Origin of the sequence: Flexibacter flexilis DSM 6793 (assembly GCF_900112255.1) — a bacterium.
GTDB lineage: Bacteria > Bacteroidota > Bacteroidia > Cytophagales > Flexibacteraceae > Flexibacter > Flexibacter flexilis.
In genome coordinates this window covers 204028-222536 of the sequence record NZ_FOLE01000003.1, presented here as the reverse complement: position 1 = coordinate 222536, position 18509 = coordinate 204028, and the positions used below count along the sequence as shown (strand labels likewise).

13 protein-coding genes are annotated in these 18509 nt (G+C 42.3%); 8 read left to right on the top strand and 5 right to left on the bottom strand.

Annotated elements, in window-relative coordinates; translation table 11 throughout:
* Entirely contained in the window at positions 1 to 693 is a 693-nt protein-coding gene (locus tag BM090_RS07330; protein WP_091510057.1) for a ComF family protein, read from the bottom strand.
* A gap of 514 nt (positions 694 to 1207) precedes the next feature.
* Between BM090_RS07330 and BM090_RS07320 the strand changes: the two genes are divergently transcribed.
* The 6 genes from BM090_RS07320 to BM090_RS07295 all read left to right on the top strand — a co-directional run bounded on the left by BM090_RS07320 (position 1208) and on the right by BM090_RS07295 (position 8213).
* Positions 1208 to 2449 carry an HD domain-containing protein gene (locus BM090_RS07320; RefSeq protein ID WP_091510051.1) on the top strand — a complete coding sequence of 414 codons (1242 nt, stop codon included), beginning with the start codon at positions 1208 to 1210 and terminating at the stop codon, positions 2447 to 2449.
* A 21-nt stretch (positions 2450 to 2470) separates the two neighbouring features.
* Positions 2471 to 3511: a UDP-3-O-(3-hydroxymyristoyl)glucosamine N-acyltransferase gene (lpxD, locus tag BM090_RS07315; RefSeq protein ID WP_091510047.1), complete on the top strand. Its 1041-nt coding sequence runs from the start codon at positions 2471 to 2473 to the stop codon at positions 3509 to 3511.
* A gap of 67 nt (positions 3512 to 3578) precedes the next feature.
* A complete protein-coding gene (locus BM090_RS07310; RefSeq protein ID WP_091510044.1) occupies positions 3579 to 4970 on the top strand; it encodes a bifunctional UDP-3-O-[3-hydroxymyristoyl] N-acetylglucosamine deacetylase/3-hydroxyacyl-ACP dehydratase in 1392 nt (463 codons plus the stop codon).
* Positions 4967 to 5746, top strand: a complete 780-nt coding sequence (lpxA, locus tag BM090_RS07305; RefSeq protein WP_091510041.1) for an acyl-ACP--UDP-N-acetylglucosamine O-acyltransferase — start codon at positions 4967 to 4969, stop codon at positions 5744 to 5746. Before BM090_RS07310 ends, lpxA begins: the two co-directional genes overlap by 4 nt.
* A 173-nt stretch (positions 5747 to 5919) precedes the next feature.
* Positions 5920 to 7308, top strand: coding sequence for an MBOAT family O-acyltransferase (locus BM090_RS07300; protein ID WP_317040733.1), 1389 nt, complete (start codon positions 5920 to 5922; stop codon positions 7306 to 7308).
* A 5-nt stretch (positions 7309 to 7313) separates the two neighbouring features.
* On the top strand, positions 7314 to 8213 hold the full coding sequence (locus tag BM090_RS07295; protein WP_143083910.1) for a hypothetical protein: 900 nt from the start codon (positions 7314 to 7316) through the stop codon (positions 8211 to 8213).
* Position 8214: 1 nt separating this feature from the next.
* Here BM090_RS07295 and BM090_RS07290 read toward each other — a convergent pair whose 3' ends face one another.
* Complete coding sequence (locus BM090_RS07290) at positions 8215 to 9003, bottom strand: O-methyltransferase (RefSeq protein WP_091510032.1); 789 nt, start codon at positions 9001 to 9003, stop codon at positions 8215 to 8217.
* A gap of 167 nt (positions 9004 to 9170) precedes the next feature.
* On the opposite strand from BM090_RS07290, the gene BM090_RS07285 reads away from it, so the two are divergent.
* Positions 9171 to 9938, top strand: coding sequence for a hypothetical protein (locus BM090_RS07285; protein ID WP_143083909.1), 768 nt, complete (start codon positions 9171 to 9173; stop codon positions 9936 to 9938).
* Positions 9939 to 10105: 167 nt separating this feature from the next.
* On the top strand, positions 10106 to 12238 hold the full coding sequence (locus BM090_RS07280) for a TonB-dependent receptor plug domain-containing protein (protein ID WP_091510025.1): 2133 nt from the start codon (positions 10106 to 10108) through the stop codon (positions 12236 to 12238).
* A gap of 96 nt (positions 12239 to 12334) precedes the next feature.
* Here the strand turns inward: BM090_RS07280 and BM090_RS07275 are convergent, their stop codons facing one another.
* The 3 genes from BM090_RS07275 to BM090_RS07265 form a co-directional block, all read right to left on the bottom strand.
* Entirely contained in the window at positions 12335 to 13657 is a 1323-nt protein-coding gene (locus tag BM090_RS07275) for an FKBP-type peptidyl-prolyl cis-trans isomerase (RefSeq protein WP_091510022.1), read from the bottom strand.
* 44 nt (positions 13658 to 13701) lie between these two features.
* A complete protein-coding gene (locus BM090_RS07270; protein WP_091510316.1) occupies positions 13702 to 14091 on the bottom strand; it encodes a DUF423 domain-containing protein in 390 nt (129 codons plus the stop codon).
* A gap of 110 nt (positions 14092 to 14201) precedes the next feature.
* Positions 14202 to 18272: a T9SS type A sorting domain-containing protein gene (locus BM090_RS07265; protein ID WP_091510019.1), complete on the bottom strand. Its 4071-nt coding sequence runs from the start codon at positions 18270 to 18272 to the stop codon at positions 14202 to 14204.
* Positions 18273 to 18509: the final 237 nt, after the last annotated feature.

Below are 18509 nucleotides of genomic sequence, written 5' to 3'. Positions count from 1 at the left end.
TCAACCCGTCGCCAAGGAAGCTACACTAACACTTTGGCAACCGCAATCCAGCACTAAAGCCGCGCAGGTTTCCAGCGTTGAACCAGTCGTAATTACATCGTCCACAATCAAAATACGTTGGCCGCGCAGCAAATTGGCATTGTGTGTGGCAAACACGCCTTTTACGTTTTCGTAACGTTCAAAACGATGCTTGCGCGTTTGGGTTTGGGTATTGACAAGGCGCGTGAGAGCCGTCGGCAAAGCAGGAACATTTAACCCCCGCGACATTCCTTGCGCAATATAATCGGCTTGATTGTAGCCGCGTTTGCGTTGCTTAGCGGGGTGCAAAGGCACAGGAACAATCATATCAAACTGCCCCGCAAAACCGTCTCGCGCCAACTGCTGCCCATACCAAAAGCCCAACAATTCCCCTATTTCGGGTTGATTGCGGTATTTGAGTTGATGCAAAAGGCGTTGGATACGGCTGTGTTTGCTAAAGCGATAATACGCAAAAGCGTGTTGCAAAGGCACTTTCCCCCAAAAACGTTTGGCCAGCGGGTTTTCGTTGGGCTGCAAATGAAATTGGGTTTGGGGCATGGCCAACTGGCACGACAAACAAACTAAATGTTCTTGTTTGCCCAAAGGTTCGCCGCAAGCCATACAAGATTCTGGAAAAACGAGCGTGAGAAAATCCGTCCAAAGTGTCTGTAACATAGCAAAATAGGGTTGGTTGGTGGTAGAATTAAAAGTAGCAATTTAATTTCGCTTTGCCAATAATTCCGAAACTTGTACATGCGCAAAATCTTTCTGAAATGCTTTCATTTTTACTTTGGTGTGGCGAATACGCTTAAAAATGAACAGTCAATCTATTTCAATTTTATTATAAAACTATTCCTTATTTCAGCCCAAGATACCACGCCTACGGCGTTCGCCACTGCTTAAATTATCATTCGCTACCAATATTCCAATCCTAACGGATTTATTCTGAGCACCATACAAAGCCTTTTGGCTTGGCATCTTTGTAGCAGGTTATTGTTTGGAAAAATAAACGCCGTAGGCGTGACATCTCCCTTGTGTACCATTCCAACCAAGACGAAAACTTTCTTACAAAAATATTTTTCGGGCGGCTGGCAGTTGATTAGATGTACAAAAAATCTAAATTTTGAGCGAAATAACAAATCGGCCTTTTGCGCAGCGATTTTCTATCAATTTCTAAACGATTTTTACGGTGGCTCAAAATAAAAAGAAGATTATCAACGACCCTGTGCATGGCTTCATCACCATTCCCACAGACTTTATTTTTGATGTGATGGAGCATCGCTATTTCCAGCGACTACGCCGCATTCGGCAACTCGGCCTGACCGAATATGTGTATTTGGGTGCTATGCACACGCGTTTTCATCATGCCATTGGCGCAATGCACCTGATGGGAATTGCCTTACAAACGCTGCGCGAAAAAGGCCACACCATTTCCGACGACGAATGGGAAGCCGCGCACTTGGCCATTTTGCTGCACGACGTGGGACATAGTCCGTTTTCGCACGCCCTCGAACACAGCCTTTTGCACAATATCGCCCACGAAAAAGTTTCGTTGCTGATTATGGAAAAACTCTACGCCGAACTGGGCGGGAATTTGGGGTTGGCCATCGAAATTTTCAAAGACACGTATCCGCGCCGCTTTTTTCATGAGTTGGTTTCGGGTCAGTTTGATGTGGACAGGCTCGACTACCTGTGCCGCGACAGCTTTTTTACGGGTGTAACCGAAGGCAATGTAGGCGCAAGTCAAATCCTACGAATGCTCGAAATCCATGACGGGCATTTGGTGATAGAAGAAAAAGGCATTTACAGCATCGAACATTTTATTGGGGCGCGGCGGCTCATGTACTGGCAAGTGTATTTCCACAAAACAACCGTTGTGGCCGAACAAATGCTGATTCGCTTGATTAGTCGGGCGCGATGGCTGGCACAACGTGGCGAACTTGTCGCGCCGTCTGACAACATGCAACTTTTTCTAAGTCAAGACATTAGCCTTGATATTTTCATGAAAGAAAAGAAATATTTGGAGGTTTATTTGGCACTGGACGATACGGACGTTTGGGCTTGTATCAAAGATTGGACGGCGCACCCCGACGCGATTTTGTCGCTGTTGGCCAGTAGCATTTTAGACCGTAAAGTTTTCAGAATCAATATTTCTAACGAACCTTTTTCGGAAAAATATTTGCAACGCATCAGCGCAGACATTTGCCAAGCCTACCAAATCGGGGAAGAAGATTTGCAGTACCTCATGCCGCAAGGTTACATTACGAATGCGGCGTATATGGGTGGCGACCGAAACATTAAGATATTGATGAAAAACGGCAAAATTGCGGATTTGGCGCAAGCCACCGACCTGCCCAACATTGAGGCCATGCGTAAAATTGTAAAAAAATATTATGTATGCAGCCCCAAAAACATATCTTTGCGAGATTGATATAAGAACACTATTTTCTACATGGAATTTTCGATAGGCGAAGTCGCTGCCCTGTTGGGCGGAACAGTTCAAGGTGATTCATCACAGAAAGTCAATACTTTAGCTAAAATACAAGAAGCCGAAAAAGGCAGTATTGCGTTTTTGTCGAACCTCAAATACGAACAATATCTATACTCCACAAACGCCTCTGCCGTGATTGTGGCCAAAGATTTTACACCAAAAGAACCCGTTACAGCAAGTCTTATTTTAGTAGAAGACCCTTACACGAGTTTCACGGTATTGCTCGAACAATACCAACGTATGCGCCTCATGGCCAAAGTCGGCGTGGAAGAACCCGCTTACTTAGGCAAAGGCTCACAAGTGGGAGAAGGCGTGTATCGTGCGGCTTTTTCTTACATCGGCAACAATGTTAAAATTGGTAACAATGTAAAGATTCACGCACACGTAAGCATCGGCGACAACTGCACGGTAGGCGACAATACCATCTTATACGCTGGCGTAAAAATTTACGCGGATTGCGTTATCGGCCAACATTGCACCCTTCATTCGGGCGTAGTCATTGGCTCAGATGGTTTTGGTTTTGCACCGCAGCCCGACGGCTCTTACAAAGCGATTCCGCAAGTAGGCAATGTTATTATCGAAGATAACGTGGACATTGGCGCAAATACCGTAATTGATTGTGCTACAATGGGTTCTACTATTATCCGCAAAGGCGTAAAGCTCGATAATCTCATTCAGATAGCCCATAACGTAGAGATTGGCAGTAACACTGTTATTGCTGCTCAGACAGGCATTTCGGGTTCGGCGGTCATCGGCGAAAACTGCGTCATTGCGGGACAAGTCGGCATCGTGGGACACATCAACCTGATCAAGGGCACGAAAATTGGCGCACAATCGGGCGTTTCCAAATCTCCCGAAAAAGAAAATATGGCCATTCAAGGCTCGCCAGCCTTCGACTACAAAGCGAACTTAAAGTCTGGGGTTATTTTCAGAAAATTACCTGAACTCCAAGAGCGCGTCGCTAAACTTGAGGAAAAAGTGATAAATTTGTCGCAAAGTTAATATTTTGCACACACGACAAATAATAACCAAATAAGAACGCCAATTCATCATTACACATCTTCTCAGAATGACTACTAAACAGCATACCATTACAGCTCCTGTAACCGTTTCGGGAGTCGGCCTACATACGGGTGTGGTTGCCAATATGACATTTTTACCTGCGCCACCCAATCATGGCATTGTGTTTCAGCGCGTTGATTTGCCCGACCAGCCCACTGTAGAAGCAGATGTGGATTATGTGGTGGACTTATCGCGTGGCACAACCATCGAAAAAAATGGTGCACGCGTAAACACCGTAGAACATACCTTAGCCGCTTTGGTGGGGCTGGAAATTGACAATGTTCTGATTCAACTCGACGGCCCAGAGCCGCCCATCATGGACGGAAGTTCCATTGAGTTTGTAAATGCCTTACAATCGGTTGGCGTAGAAGAGCAAAACGCTCTACGCGACTATTTTGAAGTACCCGAAGGAATTTTCTTCAAAGATGAAGAACGCAACGTAGAAATTGCGGCTTTGCCTCTGGACGATTATCGCCTCACGGTAATGGTAGATTACAACTCGCCAGTATTGGGTAGCCAACACGCTTCTATCACTAATATTGGCCAATTTGTTCCCGAAATTGCTTCGTGCCGCACATTCTGCTTTTTGCATGAGCTGGAATATCTTTACAAACAAAACCTCATTCAGGGTGGCGCACTCAACAACGCCATTGTGATTGTGGACAGAATCGTAAAAGATGACGAATTGGCGTATTTGGCCGATTTGTTCAAACAACCAAAAATCGAAGTAAAGTCGGAAGGAACACTCAATAACGTAGAATTGCGTTATAAAAATGAGCCAGCACGCCACAAATTGCTTGATTTGGTCGGTGATTTGGCTTTGGTGGGTCGCCCGCTGAAAGCTCAAATCTTGGCAGCACGCCCTGGCCATGCGGCCAACATTGGTTTAGCCAAAAAGATTAAAAAAATAATGAAAGAGCAAAGTCGTAAAGCCATCCCTACTTACGACCCACGCGAAACGCCAGTACTTACAGCGCAACAAATTTACCAACGTTTGCCGCACGCCTACCCGTTCCAGTTGATTGATAAAATCATTCACTTAGACGAGACAACGGTAGCAAGTGTAAAGAATGTTACGTTTAATGAACCATTCTTTCAAGGTCACTTTCCGAACAACCCCGTTATGCCAGGCGTTTTGCAAATAGAAGCTATGGCGCAAACAGGCGGTATTTTGGTGTTGGGCACTGTGCCAGACCCCGAAAACTACTGGACATACTTTTTGGCCATCGAAAATTGCCGTTTCAAGAAAATGGTTGTGCCAGGTGATACCATTATTTTTAAGTGTGAACTTTTAGCTCCTATCAAACGCGGCATCGCTAAAATGCACGGTCAGGCTTTTGTAGCTGGAAACCTTGTATGTGAGGCGGTTATGTCGGCAAGCATTGTTAGAAAATCATGATACAACCCTTAGCATATATTCACCCTGAAGCCAAATTAGCTCCCAGCGTGGTAGTAGAACCCTTCGCCGTTATTCATAAAAACGTAGAGATTGGCGAAGGAAGTTGGATTGGTTCGCACGCCGTCATTATGGAAGGTGCGCGTATCGGTAAAAACGTAAAAGTATTCCCTGGTGCGGTGATTTCTTCTGTGCCTCAAGACCTTAAGTTTGAAGGCGAAGATACCATTGCCGTAGTGGGCGACAACACTGTAGTTCGCGAGTGTGTAACCATCAGTCGCGGTACAAAAGACAAATACAAAACCGTAGTCGGTGCTAACTGTTTGCTTATGGCTTACGTGCACGTGGCACACGATTGTATAATCGGAGATAATTGCATCATTGCCAATACAGTACAGTTGGCTGGCCACGTAGAAGTGGACGACTGGGTTGTAATCGGCGGCTCAAGTGCTGTGCATCAGTTCGTTAAGATTGGCGCACACTCCATGATTTCGGGTGGCTCATTGGTTCGCAAAGACGTTCCGCCATTCGTAAAAGCCGCTCGCGAACCGTTGAGCTATGCGGGAATTAACTCCATTGGCTTGCGTCGCAGAGGTTTTACCAGCGAACAAATTTCGCAAGTGCAAGAAATTTACCGCATTTTGTACTTGAGCGGCGTGAACAACACGACTGCCATGGACAAAATCGAAATGGAATTTGCCGCGTCCGACGAACGAGACCTTATTCTTAACTTTTTCCGCAACTCAGAGCGCGGAATGATGAAAGGTTACGGCGCGTAATACACATTCTTTTATTCTATAGAAATAGCACATTAAGTCTTTACGGATTTATTGTGCTATTTTTTCAATAAACCAATAAAATCATTTTTTTTATTTTAATTCAATATTAAATGCTTTTTAATACGGTTAGCTACGCATTATTTCTACCAATAGTTTTTATTTTGTACTGGTTTATGGCAAATAAAAACCTAAAAACACAAAATATATTAATATTGGTAGCAAGTTACTTTTTTTATAGCTGCTGGGATTGGCGTTTTTTATTTTTGTTAATGTTTTCTACCTTTTTAGATTATTTTACAGGTCTAAAAATGGTCGAATCAGGGAAAATTTCTCAAAAAAAAATTTGGTTTTGGCTTAGCATCATTGTAAATCTTGGCTTTTTAGGAATTTTTAAATACTATAACTTTTTTGCATTATCATTTGCAAGTTTTACGTCTTTATTAGGATTTAAAATACACCCTACATTATTAGACATAATTCTTCCTGTTGGTATTTCTTTTTATACATTTCATGGTCTTTCTTATGTAATTGATATTTATTATGATAGGATAAAACCTGAAAAAGATTTCGTTGATTATGCACTATTTGTAAGCTTTTTTCCGCTATTGGTAGCAGGGCCTATTGAACGAGCGACACACCTTTTACCACAAATAAAAAAGCCAAGAGTCTTTGATTTTGAAAAGGCAAAAGATGGTATGCGTCAAATACTTTGGGGCTTATTCAAAAAAGTAGTAATTGCAGACCAATGTGCCGAATTAGTCAATATAATTTATGCAGACGAAAAATACACAGGTATTACTTTAATATTTGGTGCTATTTTATTTAGTTTTCAGATTTATGGAGATTTTTCTGGCTATTCTGATATGGCATTAGGCACCGCAAGATTATTCGGATTTGAGCTATTGCGCAATTTTTCATTTCCTTATTTTTCGCGGGATATTGCCGAGTTTTGGAGACGCTGGCACATTTCACTTTCCTCTTGGTTCAAAGATTACTTATATATTCCGCTTGGAGGTAGCAAAGGCGGTACTTGGTACAGGGTTCGTAATACATTTATTATATTTTTGGTAAGTGGTTTTTGGCATGGTGCAAACTGGACATTTATTGTTTGGGGCTTCCTTAATGCTTTATTTATTATGCCTTCTATTTTATTCAAAACCAATCGAAATAATTTAGATATTGTAGCACAAGGTCGCATTATTCCGTCTTTCAGAGAGCTTATTTCCGTCGTCATTACATTTGGTTTATCTACTTTTGCTTGGATATTTTTTAGGGCTGAATCACTACCAAAAGCAATACATTTTATAGAAAAAATGTTTGTTAATATAACAGAATCAAATACATTAAAGGGAATTATTACTAATCATAGTGGAAACAGACTCATCCTATACATAATATTTTTCTTTACAATAGAATGGCTTGGAAGAGAAAATAATTATGCTATCCAAAAATTAGGAATTAAATGGCATAAGTCTTTACGTTGGGCATTTTACTACCTCATTTTAATTATTATCTTTTTTGCAAGAGATAGCAAACAAGAGTTTATATACTTTCAGTTTTAATTCTTATGAAATTATATTTAAAAACATTTATTGCTTTTCTAATCCCTATTGCAATTACAGTTATAGGAACTATATATTTGTATCATCAAAAAATAAATAGCATTCAGCTACCCAAAAATATAGATACTGTTATTTGTGGGGACTCACATATAATGACAGGTATCAACGATAGCCTCATTAGCAATAGCTTAAATATAGCGCAACATTCTCAAAACTATATCTTCACTTATAATATTTTATCTAATATTATTACCAACAATCCTAAACAAATACGTGAAATAATTATTGGTAGTTCTTTTCATAATTTCGGACAAAATTGGGACAAGCAATTGATTGATTCGGAAACAGCTGGTGAAATTTACATCAAATATTTTCCTATACTAAATTGGGAATCTGCGTATTGGTTGCTCAAAAAAAATCCTGTTACTGCGCTAAATACATTACCCAGTATAACCAAGCAACTTTTATTGGCCACAGTAAAGAAGTATAATAATTATAATCAGTACCCTTTTATTGGAAAATACGAGCCCGTATCTGAAAGCAGATTGTACGACAAAGTCATTCATATTTCCATCGAAAGACATTATGAAAAATACCCTAACCAAATTTCAGGTAACCAAGCTGAATATTTAGAAAAAATAATACGGCTATGCAATGCTAATAGCATTAAAATTGTACTAGTAAGTACTCCACTTAACTATAGATATAGCAATAAAATTCCTAAATTCAATCGTGAATATTTTGAGCATACCATTTCAAAAATAGATTCACAAGAAGTATTTTTAGATTACAGTAATTTAAAAATGGAAGATAAATGTTTTCAAGATGGAGACCACCTAAATAAATATGGTGCAACTATTTTTAGCAAAATAATTGACCAACGATTAAAAGAGTTACCACAATAAATTATGACCCAAACTGCAATACAAAATGCTGTTTGGGTTGTTTTTTTCTAAAGAATACCAAACCCACATCATACAAATCTATGCTAACAGTAACACGCGGGTCAGCGCAAATCTGCTGCCATGCGCGTTGCATATCGGCAGACCAATGAATATCATCAAACACAAAAAGGCTATCTTCATGGGCTTTGTCAAAGCAAAGTTCAAAATATCGCATAGTCGGCTCGTGGCGGTGGTTGGCATCAAACAGCACATAATCTAGACACTCCACTTTCGCCAGCACAGACGGCAACGTTTCGTCTATATTCCCCACTATTTGTTGTACGTTGTTTAAGCCAAAACGTTTGAGATGTTTGGCCGCCCATTGTGCCGTATTTGGGCAACCTTCCAACGTATAAAACGTAGCGTTTCGGCGTGCCGTAGCCTGATACAATGTACTGATCCCCAGTGAAGTACCGAGTTCAAGCATTGTATTAGGTTGGAATTTATTTACTAATTTGAAAAGCAGTTGGCCAGTAGCCGCCGACTTAGCCGACGTTTTGGTGATGAAGCTAACGCCACGCGTTCGGGTGCGGTTGTGGCCTGCGCCAAAGTCTGTAACTTCTATTTTTTCATCAGACAAGATTAGCTCGGCGCGGAGGTCTTCTATTTCATCAAAAACATAATAATCTTTCTGTAAATCAATTAGTTTTGTATAAAGTTCGAACACAAAAGGTGAATGAATATGGTGCGCGTTGCCTGCCTTCGTGCGATATTGCCAATAGCTTACAAAACGATGAAATAAATGCGGCATCAGATAAATATTTATTAGTAAATTGGCTGTAAAAATACAGTCCTGCGGCGAACTTGCCGCACATTCGTCAGCACTATTTTACAGAAATCATCTATTTTGTCCGAAAAAAACAAAACCATTGGGCTTTTGGCCTAATTTTTGTTTGTTTGATTTTTAAAAATATTTCTATGAAAAAGACTAAACTAATACTTGCAATATTGTTGGGTTTATGGCAAACGATGCAAGCCCAAGTAACAGACGCTATTAAAGGAGCTGCCAAAGCCAGTGGTTCTGTGGCCAAAAGTTATTCAAGCGGTGGTGGAGATGCGGCGGCTTCGGGTTGCGCCAATGGCTGCGCCGACATTGGTTGCCAGATTTTGTTTACAGAACTTTTTGTCAATATGTGGAGCTACCACGAATCGCTCTATCGCGGTAACGTGGAGCGCATCAATAGCATAGAGGTAGAGGCCACCGCATACAGCAATTTAGTAGAACCTTATTACGGTTTTCGGCCACGTGTGCGCGGCAATTGGGGACTTTTTTCTACTGATTTTCGGGTTGCCATGCTCTACGACCAAGCTCCAGACGGTTCGTTTGGTGGCTTTCATACAAAAGACTGGCAAATACTTGGATTAAACCTTATTGCCTTAGACGAGTTCAATTTGCGTGTAGGTTCGGGCTTTATGTATCAAGATTTTGACCAAAAAAGTTATTGGGAAAATACAGCAATGGCCGATGTTTATTTGAATGATTGGCAGATTGGAGCAGAAGGCCGCATTGCCAGCCAAACAAGCGGAGCAGCACCACGCAAAGAATTATCGCTCAAAATAAGTCGTAAAATAGCCGAACGAGGGCATTTTTCTACACATTTTATCGCACAAGGTGTCTATAATCGCTATTTCAATGCCGTTGATACATGGCTTTTTGGGGGTGGTATTGGTATTAAATTTCAATAGAACTAATTCTACTTTACATAAAAATATACTTTTTGAACACAAAACTATAAATGTAATAAATCCTATAAACACGGCTTTTTAAAGCAATAGGTATATAGCTACTTTTGCGAGCCTAAGGTTTTTTAATCTTAGGCATTTTTAGCTATAAGACTTTTTTATTTTTTTATATGAAAAAACACTACCTATTGTCTGGGTTACTGGTTTGTAGCAGCTTACTTCCTCTAACAACCTTCGGACAAACAGATACTACCCTCATTAACAATGACTTGCAGGGACTTTATGAGCTATCGTTAGAGCAACTCATGCAAATTGAAATTGTTACAGCTTCCCAACAAAAAGAAACACTTTCGGAAGTACCAGTACCCGTAACAGTCATTACCAGTGAAATGATAGAGCATAGCGGATCTAAAAACCTACGTGACTTGTTGGCTCTTTTTGTACCAAACATGACTTCAGTACAAGACCACAACGAAATGAATATTGCCATGCGTGGCGTGTATTCGTCTTCTCAGCAGAAAATCTTGATAATGCTCAACGGCCACCGCCTCAACTCAAGAGTTTACTCAGAAGCAAATCCAGATTACAGTATTTCTTTGGATAAAATCAAGCAAATTGAGATTCTGCGCGGCCCTGCCTCTTCGCTTTACGGAAACGTAGCCCTGACGGCGGTTGTAAATATTATTACTAAATCGGGCAATGACCTAAAAGGCGGCTCAGCGCAAGTAATGGTAGGCAATTATGGCCAACAAAAAATTTCGGCACTGTACGGCGATAGCATTGCACCCAACTACAACTATATGTTTTGGGCAAATTATTACAAAGCCGATGGCGAAAAACGCAATGTTAGTAAAGCAGACGACTATTCGACCAATCCCAAAGACGGCCATATTTACCTCGACCGCGTAAGCGACTTGCCCTCTATTGATTTGGGCTTTAATCTTCGTAACAAAGGATTTTCGATGCTAGGTGCTGTGCGCAACGGCAAATACACCGAACCATATTCGGCAGGTGGTGTTACAGGTGAAGTATATGACTATGACCAATACCGCAAATATTATGGGGTAGGTGCTGGTCTTCAGTCCACGTCTGCAAACTTTGATTTGAAATACGAAAAAGCCTTAAAAAATGGCTGGTCGTACAGTCTCAATGGCTACATGGATTTGAATAATGTAAATAGCGCAATTATTACCAATCCCAAAGATACAGCCTATTCCGTGATTAGCTGGCGTGAATTTAGTCAAGGATTTGTAGGCCAATTGGGTAAAAAATACACGCTGGGCAATATGAACGGTGACATTTTGGGAGGTACACAACTTGACCGCATGAGCCTCTACGACAGCTATCAGCTATCGGGCAAAGGTGGCGAGTTGCTCACGGTACAAGACCGTTCGTACAGACGTTTGTTAGATACTGGTTCGGAAGTTATTTATTCCGCATTTGCACAAGTAAAACATTATTTTACAAGTAAATTAATTCTGAATGCAGGTTTGCGCTACGACCACAAAGACCGTCATAAAGGTGCGAACATCGGCAATATCAGCCCACGTATTGCCCTGATTTACAATGCAAATTCAGCGTTTAATATCAAGGCCTCGTACTCAAACGCGTTTGTAGATGCCCCGTATTGGTATCGTTACAATACGTTGGCAAGTTATAAAGGCTCTCAGGATTTGAAACCAGAATATTTGTCTTCGTGGCAACTAACGCCTTCTTGGACTATCAGCAAAAAGGTACAATGGTCGAGCAATGTATTTTATAACTCGCTCACAGACTTTATTTTCCGTGACCCTACTGCTACAGGTGACGCGCCACGTTATCGCAACGCGGGCAGCCTCAAATCGTGGGGTTGGGAAAATGAAATCACTTACTTGCGCCAATATTTCAAGCTGAAAGCGGTGGCAGGTTTGCAATACGCTATTTCAGCAGAAGACTACGGCGTAACGGACAAATCTATCAATAATGTTCCGAGCCTCACGGCCAATATTATCGCAGATTTTAACCCTATTTATAACCTTACCAAAAATGTTTGGTTTAATATTTCGTACCGCTATATCGGCAAACAACACTCACCTATCGGCAACACATTCAAGAATGGTGTGGCCTTCTCAGACCCTAATTACACAGTTGATGCCGTTGGGTTGTGGAACACTGGCGTAATATGGGACAAAATCGGTCGTTTTAGTTTAGAAGCCCGTGTTTATAACCTTGCAGACACGCATTACGAACAGGGCGGTAGCACGCCATTTGCCTACCAACAAACAGGACGTTGGTTCTGGGGCGGCGTTCGCTATAAATTTTAACAGTACGTTATTACATTTGATTTTTTTAGTGAAATAAAAAAGGTAAGTGCCGACTTGTTGCACTTACCTTTTTTTTGTTTTGCAGTTTGCTATTTTTTATTTGCTCACTTTCACCAATTCTACATCAAAACGTAGTACAGAGTTAGGAGCAATGTCATTGCCTGCGCCGCCTGGTCCATACGCCAAGCCTGAAGGAATTAGCAATGTAGCTTTAGAACCTTCGTTGAGCAATGCGATGGCTTCGTCCCAGCCTGCGATTACTTCTCTTTGACCAATGGTAAATTCAAATGCTTTGCCTTTAGATGCGTCAAATTCTTTACCGTCAAGCAAAGTACCTCTGTATTGTACAGATACTTTTTGGCCTGCGGTTGGTTTTGCGCCATTGCCTTTTTTAGTAACCAAATAGTAAATGCCTGAGGCTGTTTTTTCTACACCCGAAAGTTTTTCTTTCTTGATGTAATCTTTAATTACTTGATCATCAATTTTCTTTTGTTTGCCCATCGCCTCTTGCTGATTTTTCTGCATTTCAGCTTCTTCTTTGGCCACTTTTTCGGCTTCGGCTTTGCCTTCTTCGGCAGTAAGTACGCCAATTTCGGCAGTTAGCATCGAGTTTGGCGGAATAAGTCCTTGAATACCCTTACCACCAAATGCCAACGACGAAGGCACGTAAAACACACCACGTCCGCCATACGGCAACAAGGCAATGGCTTCGTCATAGAACGGCGGTAAACCCATTTGAGCTGCATTGCCCAACGGGAATTGCATTGAGCGTTTGCCAAATGAATTAACCACAGTGACCGTATCGTTGAGCAATGTAACTTTATGATGTACCGATACAACATCACCATTGTTTGGCTTTTGGCCAGTTCCTTGCGAAGTAATCACATAACGCAAACCTGAAGCAGTACGTTGCGAAGCTACTTTGTTGGCGTTCAGTGTCGAATCAATTGTTTTTTCTTCTTTTTGCTTCAATTCCGTTGATTTCACGATTTTGAGCAATTTCACTACGAAAGCCATTTTAGTACCAGCCTTCAACATCGGCGGAACTGGGCCACCTTTGTAAAGTGAATCTACAGGTAGTTTAAATTCTGCGCTGTCGCCTTCGCTCATCATCATGAGGCCAGACTCCAAACCGCCTTTGAACGATGGTTTTTGGAGTTCTACGGTGCGTGGTTGCACGGGACGTTTCATCAACGAATCCAACTTCGAGAGTTTGTGCGAGTCGTCGAGTACCGAATCTTTGTCATTTTTTACAATAAAATGCAGTGTAAGCATATCGCCAGCGGCAGGCTTACGGTCGCTTTTATTTTCGGTAAAAAATTTATACTCCAATCCGTCTGGGGAAGTTTTGAAGGAGTTGCTATTACAAGCAGCCAAGGCGAGCAAACCCGCCAAAGGCAACATTTTTGATTTGAACATTTAGATTAAATTATTAAATAAAATTAAATTCATGAAGAAGTAAACTATTGTTGTTCAGACTTTTGAGCTGCCGAAACTGCCCAAATTATCCAGCCAATAATAAAAGCCGTGCCGCCCAGCGGCGTAATAGCACCCAGCCAACGGATTCCCGTCAGGCATAGCACATACAACGAACCCGAAAAGATAACAATGCCTACCACAAACAAGGCGGCGATAATTTGCAAACGCTTGGCGGGTATCGAAAGCACCGAATTGCCGAGTATGAGCAAGGCCAGTGCGTGATAAAATTGATAACGTACAGCCGTCTCAAAAGTGTCTGTGCGTTGGTTGAGCAAAAGCGTTTCTTTGAGTGCGTGCGCCCCAAATGCGCCAATGGCCACCGAAAGCCCGCCCAAGACGGCGGCGATCACTACAATTTTTCTTTGTAAACTCATGAGTTTGGTATTTTGTGGCAAAAGTAATACAATTCGGCTAACCAATAAAAAAACCTATAAGGTTGTTGAGGCCTTATAGGTTAAATGTTTGTACCAAATGGTTCAATTAATTATTGTTTGGCAATCTTCACCGTTTTGTTTAGTCCTTCGGCCTCAAAACGAACCAAATACAAACCTTTGCTTAAAGCAGCAGTTTCTGTATTAAGATACTGATTACCTTCGGCAACAGAGCCATCAAACGTTCCGATCAGTTTACCTTCAAGGCTATAAACGCTTAGCGTCACACGTGCCACGTTTTGATTTAGGGCAAATTGAAGATTTTGGGAAAATGGATTCGGGAAAACACCCACTTCAATACTTGACTTATTGGTTTGTACAAATACTTTGTTGCTGTATTCAAAATTGCCATCCATGTCCATTTGTTTGAGGCGATAGTAGCTATCCGCCGTAAATTGTTTGTCCGTAAATGAATAAAAATTCACGTCCGAAGAAGTGCCTTTTCCTGCCACAAAACCAATTTCGTAAAAATGCATGCTATCCGACGATTTTTCGATAAAAAAGCCTTTATTATTGCGCTCCGACAATGTAGTCCAATACAAATACGCATCGCCGTTCACGTTACGGCCTTCAAACGAAAGTAATTCTACTGGCAAAGGGTCGTTGGAATCAGTGCCCGTAAATGTGGAGAAAGAAGCAATGTTATTTACAGTTACTGAACGAGGATGCGTTGTTACATTATGCTCCGAACCAAATTTCTCGTAAGGCTGTACACCGTCTGGACTTTTCCACATCTGGAAAGCAGTAAGCGATTTGGCATTATCGTCGTCGGAAGGCCACGTAAACGTAACATTGCGGTCGGCAGTCGCTGGCTGAATAGTTGGCGTAACCACCCAGTGGCGATTGATGCTCGTATTTCCGTTGCTGGTTATCATGCCGTTTGCACCCGAAACGCGAATAGCCGTCACCGTACCCAAATCCGCGCCAGCCGTAAGGCTAAAACCCATGCCGCCAAAAGTTTCGGCAGCAGTGCCTACGCTTCTTACAGTTTTTAAATTACCAATCAAATAACTATCAGCCCCTGTGGTAGTAGTAAAGTCTATGTTTTCGGAAATAGTTGCCGCCGAAGCCAATACCAACGTGTCGGTTGAGCCTGTGGTTAGATCACCCGACGAAATGGTCAGGGCATTGTTTACAGTCAGTTTGCCCGAAAGTGTAATTCCATTGGCATTGATCACTTCCAAATTTCGTACCGTACCAGTGGCTACCAATGTCTGAGCCACACTACCCAGCAAGCGAATTTTACTTGAAGAAGAACCCGTAGCCACTCCATTAATTTTAATATAACCTTTACCGTCTAGTACGCTGGTAGTCGCGCCAAAGTCGGCGGTTGCGCCGCTTTCTAACCAAAGGCTATCATTCACGGTAATACTGCCACTAATAGATTTACTATTGCTTCCCGCAAGGCTTAATTTATTGTAAGTCAATGTTTCTACATTTTCGGTAGCTGTGCCACTGTAATCTACTTTGCCGCCTACGGTTCTGGTGTCGGTCTCATCGCTGACAGTGGCTGTCGCATTGTAGCGCGTAAAGCCTACGCCCATAGCCGTATTAATCACCGAGCCGCTAGTGCGTAAAGTGCCATTCACCAAACGAAGCAAAGTTCCTGCGTCGCTGGCATCGCGCTGCACGGTTTGACCATTGAGATCAAAAGTACCCGCGCCGTTCAGCGTCATTACGGACACACTATTGTCTGGGTGGTTTAATGTTATGCTGCGTTGCAACGTAAGTGTTCCCGAAGGTTTGAGCATTTCTACATACGAAAAAATAGGCTCTTGCGTACCCGAAATGCTTTGGCTGCCCGTACCGCTAAAACGTACCGCACGGCGATTCGTATTAAAACCCGTAGAATTGGCAATCAAATTGCCTTTAATCACCAAATCGCCACCGCTCGCACTCGACAAAACTAACGATTGACCGCTGGCTACTGTTACATCTCCGCCTACGGTGAAAACCGCCGATTGAGCGTTCAGGGTCAGTGTTCCATTGGTTACGTTTAGGTTGCCGAGCATGGTACGTGCCGAAGTCGGGTCTTGACTCCCCAAATTCAATGTTGTACCATTGCTTACCGTTACGTTATAAACAGAATTGTTGTCCCATTCGGTTCGGCGGTCATAGCTGCAACCACAATTGTAACTTAAAGTAGAGCCTGTTTCATATACAGGCGCATTTGGTACAAAACCCGCTGCTCCGATTTCCATTGTACCGCTCAAACGACCACGTGCACCCGTTCCCGAAAAGTCGCAACGACCTGTAATGATAATGTTATGGAAATTTAAAGCCACATTTCCCGCCAATGTCGTTTCGCCTCCTTTAAATTCTACCGTGCTTGTGCCTCTGTCGAAAGTGCCATAATTAGTGAAAGTACCTTGTCCGTCGAAGTTAATGCGGCCAGTGCCAGCCTCAAAAGTTGCACCCGAATTGATGGTTAACTGCCTCAATCCACTGTTAAGAATGGTAAGGGTTTTGCTATTCAATTTAAACGTGCTACCGCTCAACAGATCGCAAGTAGTAGCCTGCATATCGTCATTGATTTGGACGTATATTGGGTTGTTGATATTGAGTGCTTGAAAAGTAGTGTTATTGTAAATAATTTGCGCTGCCGTGCCATTAAATGTTACGCTGCGCGTATTGGTGTTCAAAGTGCCGCCCCGTGTCCAGTTGCCGCCTACGTTCAAATCGCCGCCCGAAGTGCTCGAAAGTGTGAGCGTTGTACCCGAAGCAATATTTACATTGCCTTTCACGGTGTGGCTGCTGCTTCCCGTAAACTCAAAAGTACCAGCACTTACCGCCAAATTTCCGTTAAGCGTCAAAGCAGCCGAAGGGCTGTAAATCGTGTTGCCAGAAGCATTTATCGTAAGGTTGCGGTAGGTCGCAATTCCAAACATTCCAAATCCGCCGCTTTGCTCGTATTGTCCATCAAAATAAGAAACCGTATTCGGTGCGACGCTAGTGGTTAGGCTCGAAAAACCAATTTGAATTGGTAAAAATAAATCGTTGGAACTATATGCATTCGGATTGCCGAATGGAAAAGCATCGTACATATCATCGCTGCTAGTACCAAGCCACACGAACAAGCCCAAACTCGTAAACGAACCAATAGCCGAGCGGCTAATTCTAAATTCCAGATTGGAAGTGTTGCTACCCGAAGCCGTGCTTATCTCTGTGCCGTTGGCAATGCTGCCCGTGTACGTCCAGCCGTTTGAACCATTGCTTATGCCTTTGTCGTTTGCCCACGTATTGCTGCCTGTTCCTCTGGCGCGATAAATGATGTCTGGGCGATAGTTTTCAGGAAAATAAGCCCCATTAAAAGCTGCTTTTGTGCCGTTGGCATTGCCGCCACTGCTTGGATTTACATCAAAACCCAACAAAACGCGGTCGTTGTTACTGGCCGTAAAGCCGCCGTTTACGAGTACATACACATAGTTATCGTCCCAAGTAACATTGAGTGTACGGCCTGTGGCTGCCGAGGATCTATCGCAAATTTGGGAGTTCATGTTCCAGTCCGAAGTATTACCATCAATAAAAATAGCATCGGCACTAAAACGCATTTTGTACATATCGGCCTGCACGCTTGGTGCGGCAGTCGGGAAACCTGATGTATTTACGTGGCTGTAACGCGTCTGCCCACCAAATTCGGCGCGAACGTAAAACATAATGTCTGTACCAGCAGGAACTTGTCCTGCGCCGCTACCAACGGGAATTGTAAAAGTTACGCGGTCATTGTCCGAACCGCCTTGACTGCCCGAAGTAATCGTTCCTGCGATTTGCGTCCAGCCCGCGCCGTCAATTGTCGGAACGCTACTGCTATTGGTTGCCCAAAAAAGAATTGGGTTACTCAAATTGACGCTGGTATTAAAACCGCTCACCCAAAAATCTTGGGTAAACGTTACGCTCGACGTACCCAACGGATAGGCATAAAGGTTACCCAGTCCAGCGGTTTGTTGGCCGTAAGTGGTATAAATAGCACCATAACCAATGCCCGAAAGTCCATTGAATTGGGCAAAAGCAGTATTTGATAAAAGTAGAAGGCTAATAAAAAAAGCCCCAAAGCCGCAGAACAGAGGCAAGCAATAGCCTGCAACCCCACGACGAGGCTGTATTTGAGTAAATATGTTTGTCATAGTGGGTATAAAAATTTAACAGATATGTGTTTTTTATAGGTATTGGAATAGAGGGAATTTGCAGGTGCGAAGTAAATAAAAAACAGGGAATATTCAATATCTTATTTGGTTTAAACAAAATAAACGTCATTTAAACCAAAAATTTACATTTTATTCAAAATTTTGTTTTGTTTTTTAAAAAACAAACAACTACAATAATCATTTTGTATGTTTTTCCCAATAAAAGAAATAAAACGT

What these genes read in the sequence shown, in the direction of transcription:
- BM090_RS07330 (WP_091510057.1), bottom strand. Translation starts at nt 693, where the DNA reads ATGTTACAGACACTTTGGACGGATTTTCTCACGCTCGTTTTTCCAGAA.
- lpxD (WP_091510047.1), top strand. Translation starts at nt 2,471, where the DNA reads ATGGAATTTTCGATAGGCGAAGTCGCTGCCCTGTTGGGCGGAACAGTT.
- BM090_RS07310 (WP_091510044.1), top strand. Translation starts at nt 3,579, where the DNA reads ATGACTACTAAACAGCATACCATTACAGCTCCTGTAACCGTTTCGGGA.
- lpxA (WP_091510041.1), top strand. Translation starts at nt 4,967, where the DNA reads ATGATACAACCCTTAGCATATATTCACCCTGAAGCCAAATTAGCTCCC.
- BM090_RS07300 (WP_317040733.1), top strand. Translation starts at nt 5,920, where the DNA reads ATGGCAAATAAAAACCTAAAAACACAAAATATATTAATATTGGTAGCA.
- BM090_RS07295 (WP_143083910.1), top strand. Translation starts at nt 7,314, where the DNA reads ATGAAATTATATTTAAAAACATTTATTGCTTTTCTAATCCCTATTGCA.
- BM090_RS07290 (WP_091510032.1), bottom strand. Translation starts at nt 9,003, where the DNA reads ATGCCGCATTTATTTCATCGTTTTGTAAGCTATTGGCAATATCGCACG.
- BM090_RS07285 (WP_143083909.1), top strand. Translation starts at nt 9,171, where the DNA reads ATGAAAAAGACTAAACTAATACTTGCAATATTGTTGGGTTTATGGCAA.
- BM090_RS07280 (WP_091510025.1), top strand. Translation starts at nt 10,106, where the DNA reads ATGAAAAAACACTACCTATTGTCTGGGTTACTGGTTTGTAGCAGCTTA.
- BM090_RS07275 (WP_091510022.1), bottom strand. Translation starts at nt 13,657, where the DNA reads ATGTTCAAATCAAAAATGTTGCCTTTGGCGGGTTTGCTCGCCTTGGCT.
- BM090_RS07270 (WP_091510316.1), bottom strand. Translation starts at nt 14,091, where the DNA reads ATGAGTTTACAAAGAAAAATTGTAGTGATCGCCGCCGTCTTGGGCGGG.
- BM090_RS07265 (WP_091510019.1), bottom strand. Translation starts at nt 18,272, where the DNA reads ATGACAAACATATTTACTCAAATACAGCCTCGTCGTGGGGTTGCAGGC.